This is a genomic window from Streptomyces longispororuber (assembly GCF_014656095.1).
GTDB classification, from domain to species: domain Bacteria; phylum Actinomycetota; class Actinomycetes; order Streptomycetales; family Streptomycetaceae; genus Streptomyces; species Streptomyces longispororuber.
Genome location: NZ_BNBT01000040.1, coordinates 45,657 through 59,565, shown reverse-complemented (window position 1 = coordinate 59,565; position 13,909 = coordinate 45,657). Strand labels below are relative to the sequence as shown.

General features: G+C 76.8%; 1 protein-coding gene. It reads left to right on the top strand.

Going from position 1 to position 13,909, the window contains the following annotated elements:
• The first annotated feature begins 122 nt into the window (after positions 1-122).
• Positions 123-13,898, top strand: coding sequence for a non-ribosomal peptide synthetase (locus IE330_RS15445; RefSeq protein ID WP_229925665.1), 13,776 nt, complete (start codon positions 123-125; stop codon positions 13,896-13,898).
• Positions 13,899-13,909 lie beyond the last annotated feature (11 nt).

Below are 13,909 nucleotides of genomic sequence, written 5' to 3'. Positions count from 1 at the left end.
GGCCCCGGCCCGGCGCCCGGGCCCGCGCGGCCGCCACCGGCCCGGCGCCGCTCACGCCCATCCAGAGCTGGCTGTTCGACACCGCCGCCGCGCGCGCCGGGCACTTCGCGCAGGCCCTGTCGGTGGAACTGCCCGCCGACTGCGACGCCGGGGCGCTGGAGGACGCCCTGAACGACCTGGTCGCCCACCACGACGCGCTGCGGTCGCGCTTCGTCGCCAGCGAGGCCGTGACCGAGGCCGGTGCCGATGAGGGCGACGGTGACGGTGCCGATGCGGGTGCCGGTGCCGGTGCCCGTGCCCGTGCCCGTGCCGACCGCGCTCGCGTCGGTGCCGGTGCCGGTGCCGCCGAGGAACCCCTGAGCCCGGCACCCGGCGTCCGCTGGCACATCGACGACGACGCGCCCCGGCTGCGGCTCGCGCGCCACACCGGGCCGGACACCGACACCCCGCACTTCGGCCCCTTCGACCTGGGCCGGGGCCCGCTGCTGCGGGCCGTCCTGCACGAGCGGGGGGACGGCGCTCCCGTCCTGCACCTGGCCGTGCACCACCTCGTGGTCGACGGCGTCTCCTGGCGCGTCCTGCTGGAGGACCTCGACCGGGCGTACCGCGCCCGCCGCGAGGGCCGTGACGGCGCCGCCGCCCTGCCCCCGAAGTCCTCCCCGCTGCGCGAGTGGGCCCGGCGCCTTGCCGCGTACGCCCAGGACGGCGGCTTCGACGCCGAGGCGGCGTACTGGGCCGAGGCCGTCGCGGGCGCCGAGGCCGTGCTCCCGGCGGACCTGCCGGGCGCCAACACGTACGTCACGCAGCGCGCGGTGACCGTACACCTCACCCCCGAGGACACCTCCGTCCTGCTGCGCACCCTGCCCGACACCTACCGCACCCGGGTCAACGACGTGCTCCTGAGCGCCCTGGGCCGGGCCCTGTGCGCGTGGACCGGGCACGAGCGGGTCCTGGTGGACGTGGAGGGGCACGGGCGCGAGGAGCTGTTCGCCGACGTCGACACCAGCCGCACCGTCGGCTGGTTCACCACCCGCCACCCCGTGGCCCTCGCCGTCGCGCCCGACGCGCCCTGGGACGGCGTCCTGAAGCAGGTCAAGGAGCACCTGCGCGCGGTGCCGCGGCACGGCCTCGGGCACGACGCCCTGCGCCATCTGGCCCGCCCCGGGGCGCTGCCCGAGGCGCCCGCCGCGCACATCAGCTTCAACTACCTGGGCCGCTTCGGGCTCACGGGCGACGCCGACGGCCTGTACCGGGCGGCGTTCCGCCCGCTGGAGCTGGACGCCGACCCGCGGGCCGAGCGCCCGCACGCCCTGGAGGTCGTGGGCCGACTGGACGGCGACGTCCTGGAGTTCACCTGGTTCTACTCCGACGCGGTGCACCACGAGGCCACCGTCGCCGGCGTGGCCCGGCGGTTCGCCGACGCGCTGACCGGGATCGCCCGGCACGCGGCCCGCCCCGGCGCCGGTGGCCGCACCCCCTCCGACTTCCCGCTCGCCCCGCTCGACCAGGCGGCCGTGGACCGGCTCGCCGGGGACGACCCCGCCACCCTGGAGGACGTCCACCCGCTGACGCCCACCCAGGCGGGCATGCTCTTCCACGGCCTGTCCCAGGACGACCAGAGCGTCTACTTCCAGCAGCTCTCCTTCGACCTGGAGGGCGTCCCCGACCCGGCCCTGCTCGCCGCGGCCTGGCAGCGGGTCACGGACCGCACCCCGGTGCTGCGCGCCCGCGTCGCCTGGCAGGACGTACCCGAACCCCTCCTGGTGGTGCGGCGCGACGTGCCGGTGCCGGTCACCCACCTGGACTGGCGCGGCCTGCCCGCCGACGAGCGGGCGCGCCGCCTGCGGGACCTCCTCGACGCCGACCGCGCGCGCGGCGTCGACCTGGCGCGGGACCCGGTCCAGCGGCTGGTGCTCGCCCGGATCGCCGACGACGCCGTGCACGTGGTGTGGTCCTTCCACCACCTCGCGCTGGACGGCTGGAGCCTGTTCCAGGTCCTCTCCGACGTCTTCGCCTGCCACGCCCAGCTCTCCGGGCGCGCCCCCGGCGACGGAGCCCTGCCCGAGCGCCGCCCGTTCCGCGACTACGTGGCCTGGCTGCGCGACCGCGACTGGGCCGGGGCCGAGGAGCACTGGCACCGGCGCCTCGCCGGTCTGGCCGAGCCGACCACGCCGCCCTACGACCGCGAGCCCCGCGAGACCCACCGCGCCGAGTCCTCCGAGGGCGTCAGCGTCCGCGTGCCGGAGGCCACCACCCGCGCCCTGGAGGACCTGGCCCGCACGGCGGGCCTGACCCTCAACACCCTGGTGCAGGGCGCCTGGGCGCTGCTCCTCAGCCGTCAGACGGGCCGTGACGACGTCGTCTTCGGCACCACCGTCTCCGGCCGGCCCCCCGAGCTGCCCGGCGCCGAGGACATCACCGGCCTGTTCATCGCCACCCTGCCCACCCGGGTCACCGTGCCCCGTGAGGGAACGCTCCTCGACTGGCTGCGCTCCCTCCAGCACGAACAGAGCGAGGACCGCCGCTTCGACTACGTGCCGCTGACGCGGATGAAGGCCTGCACCGAACTGCCCGAGCGCGTCGGCCTGTTCGACACCATCGTCGTCTTCGAGAACTACCCCGTCGACGACGGCCTCGCCGCCGCCCACGGGCTGCGGCTGAGCGGCCTGGACGGCATCGAGACCACCAACTACCCGCTTAGCCTCGTGGCCTACCCCGGCGCGGAACTCACCCTGCGCCTGGGCTACGACCCCGCGCTGTTCGACACCGCCACCGCCGAGCGGACGGCGGAGTACCTGACCGTCCTCCTGGAGGGCATGGCCACCGGCCCCGAGCGCGCCCCCGCGCGGCTGCCGCTGCTGACGCCCGACCGCCGCCGCCAGGTCCTCGACGAGTGGAACGACACCGCCGCCGAGGTCCCCGAGGCCACCGTGGCGGAGCTGTTCGCCGCCCAGGTGCGGCGGACGCCCGACGCCGTGGCCCTGGACGCCGGGGACGAACGGCTCACCTACCGCGAGCTGGACGCCCGGGCCGAGGCCCTGGCCGCTCGCCTGGCCGCGCACGGCGTGGCCGTCGAGGTGCCCGTGGGCGTCCTGATGGACCGCTCGGTCACCCTGGTCGTCACGCAGCTCGCCCTCGTCCGCACCGGCGGCGTCTTCGTCCCCCTGGACGGCAGGGCGCCGCACGAGCGGCTGCGGCGCATGCTGGCCGAGGCGGGCGCGCGCCTGCTGCTCACCGACGCCGCCTGGGAGGACACCGCCCGCGAGGTGCTCCCGGACGGCACGGTCCTGCTGCCGGACGGCGCCCCCGGAGCCACCGCGCTTCCGGGCGGCACCCGCGCAGGCGCCCTGCCGGACCGGACCATCGCCCCTGCCGTCCCCGTGCGGCCGGACAACGTCCAGTACCTGATGTTCACCTCCGGCTCCACCGGCACCCCCAAGGGCGTCGCCGCGCGCCAGCGCGACGTCGCCGCGCTCGCCCTCGACCGGTCCTTCACCGGTCACGACCGGGTCCTCGTGCACTCCCCGCACGCCTTCGACGCCTCCACCTACGAGCTGTGGGTGCCGCTGCTGCGCGGCGGCACGGCCGTCCTCGCCCCGGCGGGCGAGGTGGACGCCGCCGTCGTCCGCCGGGCCGTCACCGAGCGGGGCGTACGCCACCTGTGGCTCACCGCGGGCCTGTTCCGGCTGCTCGCCCAGGAGGACCCCGCCTGCCTGCGCGGCGCGCGGGAGGTGTGGACCGGCGGCGAGGCCGTGCGGGGCGCGGTGGTGCGCCGCGTCCTGGAGGCCTGCCCCGACCTCACCGTCGTCGACGGCTACGGCCCCACCGAGACCACCACCTTCGCCACCCGCCGCGCCTACCGGACCGGGGACCCGCTGCCCCCGGTGCTGCCCATCGGACGCCCCCTCGACAACACCCGCGTGTACGTCCTCGACGAGGCGCTCCAGCAGCAACCACCGGGCGTGCCAGGGGAGTTGTACGTCGCCGGGGCCGGTCTCGCCCGCGGCTACGCGGGCGACGCCGGGGCGAGTGCCGCGCGCTACGTGGCCGACCCGTTCGGCCCGCCCGGCGCCCGCATGTACCGCACCGGCGACGTCGTGCGCTGGAGCGGCGACGGCGAGCTGGTCTTCGTGGGGCGCGCCGACGACCAGATCAAGATCCGCGGGTTCCGCGTCGAGCCCGCCGAGATCGAGGCCCGCCTCACCGCGCACGCCGACGTCGCCGAGGCCGTCGTCTCGGTGTACGAGCACGCCGGCCGCAAGCGCCTGGCCGCCCACCTCGTACCGGCGCGGGCCGAGGGCGCGCCCCCGGCGGCCGACCTGCGCGCGCACCTGTCGGCCGACCTGCCCGACTACATGCTGCCCGCCGCGTTCGTGAGCGTGCCCGCGCTGCCGCTGACCGCCAACGGCAAGGTCGACCGGCGCGAACTGCCGGAGCCCGACTGGTCGGCGGCCGACACCGCCTACCGCGCACCCCGCACCGAGGCCGAGCGGATCCTCGCCGACATCTGGGCGGAACTCCTCGGCGTGGAGCGCGTCGGCGCCGACGACAACTTCTTCATGCTGGGCGGCGACTCGATCCTCAGCATCCAGGTGGTCTCCCGCGCCCGCGCCGCCGGTCTGGGCCTGACCCCCAGGGACCTGTTCCGCCACCCGACGGTCGCCGCCCTGGCCGCCGCCACCGGCACCGCGCGGACCGTCGCGGGGACCGGCCCGGTCTCCGGCGAGGTGGCGCTCGCACCCATCCAGCACTGGTTCCTCGACGCCGCGCCGCGGCGCCCCGAGTTCTTCGACCAGGCCCTCGTCGTGGAGACGGACGACGACGTCGACCCGGACGCCCTGGCCCGGGCCCTGACCGCGCTCTGGGAGCACCACGACGCCCTGCGCTCCCGGTTCGTACGCCTCGACGACGGAGCCGAGGGCAGCGGCACCGAGAGCAGCGGCACCGGCGGCGCGTGGCGCCAGGAGTGCCCCGCCCCCGGCACGGCGGCCCCCGAGTTGCTGCGGGTGCACGACCTGCGCGGCCTTACCGCCGCTGCGGCCGAGGAGGCCGAGGCCCGGCTCACCGCCGCGGCCCACGCCGCCTTCCGCCTGGACACCGGCCCGCTGCTGTGCGCGCGCCTGTTCCTCGGCGGCGGCCGCCCGCGGCTGCTCCTGGCCGTGCACCACCTGGTCGTCGACGGCGTCTCCTGGCGCGTCCTGCTCGAAGACCTCGACACCGCCTACGCGCGGGCCAGGGCGGGGGAGCAGGTCACCCTGCCGGAGCGCACCACCTCCGTGCAGGAGTGGACCCGGCGGCTGCGCGCGCACACCGAGGCCGACGGCTTCGCCGCACAGCGCGAGCACTGGCAGACCGTCGCGGGACACTGCGCCGCACCCCTGCCCGTGGACCTGCCCGTCGACCAGCCCACCGCTCAGCCCGGCGACCACCCGAGCGACCCCGGGCACGACCCCGCCGACGCCAACACCATGGCCGACGCCCGCGCGGTCACCGTACGCCTGGACCGCCGGCACACCGACGACCTGCTGCGCACGGTCCCCGGCGCCTACCGCACCCGCATCGACGACGCCCTGCTCACCGCCCTCGGCCGGGTCCTCACCGCGTGGACCGGACACCGCACCGTGGCCGTCGGCCTGGAGGGGCACGGCCGCGAGGACCAGCTCTTCGACGACGTCGACCTGTCCCGCACCGTCGGCTGGTTCACCAGCCTGTACCCGGTGGCCCTCACCGTGCCGGACGGGGACTGGGGCACCGCCCTGAAGTCCGTGAAGGAGCAGGTGCGCGCGGTCCCGGACCGCGGCATCGGCTACGGCGCCCTGCGCCACCTCGCCCGGGACGAGCGGCTGCGCGCCGCCCCGGCCCCCGGCATCAGCTTCAACTACCTGGGCCGGTTCGACTGGTCCGCCGGGGGAGGGGCGCTGGTGCGCTCCGTGCCCGGCGGCCTCGGCGGCGCCGAGGCGCCCGAGGCTCGGCGCCCGCACCTGCTGGACGTCGTCGCCCGCGTCGCGGACGGCGAACTGGAGATCACCTGGTACTACGGCCGCCGCCTGCACCGCGAGGAGACGGTGGCGCGCCTCGCGGACGGCATGCTGCGCGCCCTGCGGGACATCGTCGCGCACTGCCGCCGCGACGGCGTCGGCGGCCGTACGCCCTCCGACTTCCCGCTGGCCCGCGTGGACCAGGAGACCCTCGACCGGGTCGTCGGCGACGGCGGCGACGTCGCCGACCTGTACCCGCTCACGCCGATGCAGGCGGGCATGCTCTTCCACAGCCTGCTCGACCCCGACGCCCGCGCCTACGTCAACCAGGTCCAGTTCGTGCTGCGCGGCGTCACCGACCCGGGCGCCCTGGCCGAGGCCTGGCAGCACACGGCGGACGCCAACCCGATGCTGCGCACCCGCCTGGTGTGGCAGGAGACCGGCGAACCCCTCCAGCTCGTGCGGCGGCGGGCCACCGTGCCCGTCACCCACCACGACTGGCGGGGCCGGAGCGCCGAGGACGTCGCCGCGCAGACCGAGCGGCTCCTCGCCGAGGACCGCGACGCCGGGATCGACCTGGGCGAGGCCCCGCTGATGCGGCTCGCCCTGATCCGGCTGGCGCCGGAGCGCGTACGCGTGGTGTGGACCTTCCACCACGCCCTGCTCGACGGGTGGAGCGCCGCCCAGGTCTTCGACGAGGTGTGCGAGCGGTACGCGGCCCTGACCGCGGGCCGCCGCCCGGACGTCCCCGACCGCGCGCCCTTCCGCGACTACCTGGCCTGGCTGGCGCGCCGGGACACCGCGCGGGCGGAACGGTACTGGCGCGAGGCGCTGGCCGGGTTCTCCGTGCCCACCGAACTCCCGCGCGACCGCAGGGCCGAGGAGGCCCACCGCGCCTCGTCCTCCGGCTCGGTCCACGTCACGCTCGGCCCCGACGTGTCCGCCCGGCTGCGCGCGACGGCGCAGCACGCGGGCCTGACCGTCAGCACCGTGCTCCAGGGCGCCTGGGCGCTGCTCCTGTCGCGGTACGGCGGCGGGGACGACGTGGTGTTCGGCACCACCGTCTCGGGCCGCCCCGCCGAACTGCCCGGCGTCACCTCCATGGTCGGCGTGTTCATCAACACCCTGCCCACCCGGGCGCGGATCGACGGCCGCAGGCCCCTCCTCGACTGGCTGGGCGACCTCCAGGCCGCGCAGTCGGAGTCCCGGCGCCACGACTTCGTCTCCCTCGCCCAGATCCAGACCTGGAGCGACGTGCCCGGCGGCACCAACCTGTTCGACAGCATCGTGGTCTTCGAGAACTACCCGTTCGACGCGGACGCCGTGGCCCGCCACGGCCTGGCCGTCGAGCAGGAGCGCGACCTGGAACCCACCAACTACCCGCTCAGCGTGGTGGTCGCTCCCGGCGACGACCTCGCGGTCCTGCTCGACTACGACCCGCAGGCCTTCGACGCCGCCACGGTCGAGGCCCTCGGCGCGAGCCTGCGCACCCTGCTCACGGAGATGGCCACCGACCCCGGCCGCCGCCTGGACGAACTCCCGCTCCTCGACGACGGCCGAGCCCGCGCGCTCCTCGACCGCTTCGGCGGCCGGACCGTCCCGGCGCCGCCCAAGGTGCTGCCCGACGTGTTCGGGGAGCAGGCCGCCCGCACCCCCGACGCCGTCGCCGTGCGCTGCGGCGCCGAGCGCCTGACCTACCGCCAGCTCGACGAGCGCTCCAACCGCCTGGCCCGGCTCCTCGCCGGCGCCGGCGCCGGACCCGAGCGGTTCGTCGCCGTGGCCCTGCCGCGCACCGCCGACCTCGTCGTGGCGCTCCTCGCCATCCTCAAGAGCGGCGCCGCCTATCTGCCGGTGGACCCCGGCTACCCCGCCGAACGCCTCGCCTTCCTCTTCGACGACGTACGCCCCGAAGCGGTCGTCACCAGCACGGCGAGCGCCGGGAGGCTGCCGGACGGGCCCTGGACCCGCGTCGTCCTCGACGACCCGGAGTGCGCCGCGCGCCTGGCCGCCCTGTCCCCGGACGCGATCGGCGACGACGAGCGGCGCGGACGGCTGCTGCCCGGCCACCCCGCCTACGTCATCCACACCTCCGGCTCCACCGGCCGCCCCAAGGGCGTCGTCGTCGCCCACGCGTCGGTCGTGGCCCTCACCGACTGGGCCGCCACCGCCTTCGCCGACCGCGGGCTCGACCACGTGGTGGCCTCCACCTCGCTCAACTTCGACGTGTCGGTGTTCGAGATCTTCTCCCCGCTGCTCGCGGGCGGCAGCGTCGAGGTCGTCCACGACCTGCTGGCCCTCGCCGAACGCGAAGGGCCCTGGCGCGCGGGCCTGTTGAGCGCGGTCCCCTCCGCCCTGGGGCGGCTCCTGGCGGAGGACACCGTCCACGTCACCGCCGACACCGTCGTCCTGGCCGGGGAGGCCCTGCCGCCGCGGACCGTCCGCGACGTCCGCGCGGCCGTGCCCGGCTGCCAGGTCCTCAACATCTACGGGCCCACCGAGGCCACCGTCTACGCCACCGCCCACACCTGCGACCCCGAGGCCCCCGACCGCGTCCCGCCCATCGGCAGGCCCGTCGGCGGGGCCCGCGCCTACGTCCTCGACGAGCGGCTGCGGCCGGTGCCCGTCGGCGCGCCCGGCGAGCTGTACCTGGCCGGCACCGGTGTCGCCCGCGGCTACCTGGACCGCCCCGCCCTGACCGCGTCCCGCTTCCTGCCCGACCCCTACGGCCCGCCCGGCAGCCGCATGTACCGCACCGGCGACCGCGTGCGCTGGAGCGCCGACGGGGACCTGCTCTACCTCGGCCGCGGCGACGACCAGGTGAAGGTCCGCGGCTTCCGCATCGAACTGGGCGAGGTCGAGGCCGCCCTCGCCGGGCACCCGGACGTGGCCGCGGCCGCGGCCCGCGTGGTGGAGCGCGACGGCCACCGGCGCCTCGTCGCGTACGCGGTGCCCCGCGGCCCCGCGGCCCCGGCCCCCGCCGAGCTGCGCGCCTTCCTCGCGCGGACGCTCCCCGACCACCTGGTGCCGTCCGTGGTGACGCCGCTGGAGCGACTGCCGCTCGGCACCACCGGCAAGCTCGACCGCCGCGCCCTGCCCGACCCGGTGTGGGCCGCCCCAGCAGCCGGCAGCGCCAGCCCCCCGCGCACCGCCGCCGAGAAGACCCTCGCCGCGATCTGGGCGGAGGTCCTCGGCGTGCCCGAGGTCGGCACCGAGGACAACTACTTCGCTCTCGGCGGCGACTCCATCCTCGGCATCCAGATCGTCTCCGCCGCCCGCAGGGCGGGCCTCGCGCTCACCCCGCGCCACCTGTTCCGCCACCCGACGGTCGCCGGACTCGCCGCCGCCGCGGAGGACCTGCCCGCCCCCGCCGCCGCGGCCGACCAGGGCCCCGTCGTCGGCGAGGCCCCGCTCACCCCGGTCCAGCACTGGCTGTTCGACACCCTGCCCGGCGACCCGGCGCGCCTCACCCAGGCCGTCTCGTACCACCTGGCCGCCGACACCGACGAGACGGCGCTGCGCACCGCCCTGGCCGCCGTCCTCACCCACCACGACGCCCTGCGGCAGCGCTTCCCGGCCGACGGCGACGGCCGCAGGCATCAGCACGGCGCCCCGCCCGGGGCACCGCCCCACCTGGAGACGCACACCCTGACCGGCGGCGCCCCCGAAGCCGCCCTGCGCGCGCTCACCGACGCCCTGTGCGACGGTTTCGACCTGGACACCGGGCCCCTGGTGAAGGCCGCGCTGTGCCACCTGGACGACGACCGGCGGCCCGTCCTGCTGCTCGCCGCGCACCACCTGGTGGTGGACGCGGTGTCCTGGCACCTCCTCCTGGAGGACCTGGACCGCGCCTACCGGGCCGTCCGCGCCGGGCAGGAGCCGGACCTCGGTCCCAAGACCACCTCCTTCCAGGCCTGGGCGCACCGCCTGGCCGCCCACACCCAGGCCGGCGGCTTCGACGCCGAACTCGCCCGCTGGAGCGCCCTGTCCGACACCGCGCCGCTGCCCGTCGACCGCGGCGGAAGCAACGCCGGCACCTGCGAGGAGACGGTCACCGCAGGCCTGGACGGCGACGAGACCCGGCGCCTCCTCCAGGACGTGCCCGACGTCTACCGCACCCGCGTCAACGACGTCCTGCTGTGCGCCCTCGGCCGGGTTCTGGCCCGCTGGACGGGCCGCGACCGGGTCACGGTGGCCCTGGAGGGCCACGGCCGGGAGCACCTCTTCGACGACGTCGACCTGTCCCGCACCGTCGGCTGGTTCACCAGCATGTTCCCCGTGGCCCTCGACGTGCCCCGGGACGCGGACACCGGCACCGCCCTGAAGTCCGTCAAGGAGACCCTGCGGGCCGTCCCGCACGGCGGCATCGGCTACGGCGCCCTGCGCCACCTGCACCCCACAGCCGGACAGCACCTGCCCGCCCTGCCGCAGATCGCCTTCAACTACCTGGGCCAGCAGGACGCGGCCACCGCCGCGGGCGGCCTGCTCCACGCCCCCTGCGACGGCCTCACCGGCGGCGCCGACCGGACGGCCGACCGGCCGCACCTCATCGACGTCCTCGGCCACGTCACCGACAAGCGCCTGGAGTTCACCTGGTCCTACTCCCGCGAGGTGCACCACCGCGACACCGTCGCCCGCCTCGCGGCCGAGCTCACCGACGAACTGCGGGCGATCGTGGCGCACTGCGCGACGCCCGGCGCCGGCGGCCGCACGCCCTCCGACTTCCCGCTCGCCTCCCTTGACCAGCGGGCCGTCGACCGCCTGGCCGGCACCGGCGGCGACGTGACCGACATCTACCCCCTCACCCCGACCCAGACCGGCATGGTCGTCCACGGCATGGACGAACCGGGCGAGGGCCTGTACACCGAGCAGATCACCTTCGTGGCCGACGGCGTGCGCGACCCCCGGCTGCTGGCCGCCGCCTGGCAGCACGTCGTCGACCGCACCCCCGTGCTGCGCACCGCCGTCGCCCTGAGCGGGGTCCCCGAACCCCTCCAGGTCGTGCGCCGGGACGTCACCCTGCCCGTCACCACGCTCGACTGGAGCGCCCTGCCGCCCCAGGACCGCGCCGCCGACCTGGAGCGGCTGCTGGCCGCCGACAAGGCCCGCGGCATCGCCCTCGACCAGGCGCCCCTGCTGCGCGTCACCCTGATCCGGCTCGGCCCCGACGAGGTCCGCGTCGTGTGGACCTTCCACCACGTCCTCCTCGACGGGTGGAGCGTCTTCCACGTCCTGTCCGACGTCATGGCCGCCCACGCGGCCCTGGCCCGCGGCGAGGAACCGCACCTGCCCGAGCGCAGGCCCTTCGGCGACTACGCCGCCTGGCTCGCCGCCCGCGACAACGACCGCGCCGAGGAGCACTGGCGCGGCGTCCTCGCCGACCTCACCGCGCCCACCGCCCTGCCCTACGACCGCCGGCCCGCCCAGGGCGCCACCGCCCGCTCCGGCACCTGGCTGTCCCAGCGGCTCCCGGAGGACGACACCCGGCGCCTGGCCGACTTCGCCCGCCGCCACCGGCTCACCCTCAACTCCGTCGTGCAGGGCGCCTGGGCGCTGCTGCTGTCCCGGTGGAGCGGCGAGCAGGACGTGTGCTTCGGCACCACCGTCTCCGGCCGGCCCGCGGACCTGCCCGGCGCCGACACCATCACCGGCCTGTTCATCACCACCCTGCCCGCCCGGGTCACCGTGGACGGCGCCGCCCCGTGCGGCGCGTGGCTGCGCCGCACCCAGTCCGCGGCGGCCGAGGACCGGCTCCACGCCCACGTACCGCTCACCGACCTGCACGCCCTGAGCGGCGTCCCCGCGGGCACCCCCCTCTTCGACAGCCTGGTGGTGTTCGAGAACTACCCCGTCGGCGACGCCACGGCGGGCGCCCACGGCGTCCACGTCCGCGACCTCGACGCCCGCGAGGCCACCAACTACCCGCTCACCGTGGTCGTCTCGCCCGGCGAGCGCCTCGCCGTCGAACTGGGCCACGACCCCCGCTACCTCACACAGTCCACCGCGCGGGCGCTCGCGGCCCAGCTCCTGCACACCCTGCGCGCGCTCGCCGCCGCCGAGGACGACACCCGCCTGGACGCCGTCGAGATCCTGCCGCCCGAGGACCGCGAGCGGCTGCTGCACGGCCCCGCGCGCCCCGCGCTCGCCCCGGCCGCCCCGGCGACGCTGCCCGCCCTGGTCGAGGCCGCCGTGGACCGCACCCCCACCGCGACGGCCCTCACCGCACCGGGCCTGTCCCTCACCTACGCCGACCTCGAACGGCGGGCGAACCGCCTCGCCCACCGGCTCATCGCCCGCGGGACCGGCCCCGGCGACCTCGTCGCCCTCGTCCTGCCCCGCTCGGCGGACATGGTCCTCGCCCAGCTCGCCGTCACCAAGGCGGGCGCCGCGTTCCTGCCCGTGGACCCGGGCTACCCCGCCGAGCGGGTCGCCCTGATGCTGCGGGACGCGCGGCCCGCCGAGACCCTCGACGCGGAGCAGGTCGCCGCCCTCCTCGCGGCCGCCCCCGACACGGGCGACCACCGGCCCGCCGACACCGACCGCGTCCGCCCGCTGCACCTGGACGACCCGGCGTACGTCATCTACACCTCCGGCTCCACCGGCACCCCCAAGGGCGTCGTCGTCACCCACCGCGGCCTGGCCGCCTTCGCCGCCGCCGAGGCCGCGCACTACCAGGTCGCCCCCGGTGACCGGGTCCTCGCCTTCGCCACGCCCAGCTTCGACGCCTCCGTCCTTGAGCTGTGCATGTCCCTGCCGCACGGCGCCCGCCTGGTCGTGCCCCCGCCCGGGCCGCTGCTCGGCGCGGAACTGGCCGAGGTGCTGCGCCGCGAGCGCGTCACCCACACGCTGCTGCCGCCCGCCGCGCTCGCCACCCTGCCGCCGGACACCCCCGGCACCCTGCCCGACCTGAAGACCCTGACCGTCGGCGCCGACGCCTGCGGGCCCGAACTGGTCGCCCGCTGGGCCCCGCACCACCGCATGGTCAACTCCTACGGGCCCACCGAGGCCACCGTCGTCGCCACCTGGTCCGCGCCGCTGACCCCGGACGGCGGCGCCCCGCCCATCGGCCGCCCGCTGCCCGCCACCGGCGCCTACGTCCTCGACGACCGGCTGCGCCCGGTCCCCGACGGCGTGGCGGGCGAACTGTGGCTCGGTGGACCGGCCCTGGCCCGCGGCTACCTGAACCGGCCCGCCCTGACCGCGGCCCGGTTCACCGCCGACCCGTTCGGCCCGCCCGGCTCCCGCATGTACCGCACCGGCGACCTCGTCCGCCGCGACAGCCACGGCGAGCTGCACTACCTGGGCCGCACCGACCACCAGCTCAAGCTCCGCGGCCACCGCATCGAGGCGGGTGAGGTCGAGGCCGCCCTCACCCGCCACCCGGGCGTCCTCGACGCCGTGGTGAGCGTCCGCGAGGACGAGCCGGGCCTGCCGCGCCTGGTCGCCCACCTGCTCGCCGCGCCCGGCACGCAGCCGCCCACCGCGGCCGAGCTGCGGGCCGAGGCCGCCCGCACCCTGCCCGGCCCGATGGTCCCCTCGGCGTACGTCGTCCTCGACCGCTTCCCGCTCACCGAGAACGGCAAGACCGACCGGGCCGCCCTGCCCGCGCCCCCGCCCGAGCAGGAGCGGACGAGCGGCCACGTCGCGCCGCGCACCCCCACCGAGGAGGCCCTGGCCGCCCTGTGGGAGGAGGTCCTCCAGGTGACCGTGGGCGTGGAGGACGACTACCTCGCGCTCGGCGGCGACTCCCTGCGCGCCCTGCTCATCGCCTCCCGGGCCAACGACGCCTTCGGCGTGAGTCTCACGCCCCGCGACGTCCTGGTCCACCGCACCGTCGCCGCCCTGGCGGACGCGGTGGAGGAGCAGATCCTGAGCGAACTCGAAGACGCCGCACGCGGCGACAGCGACCACGACGAACGGTGAGGACCTCCAGA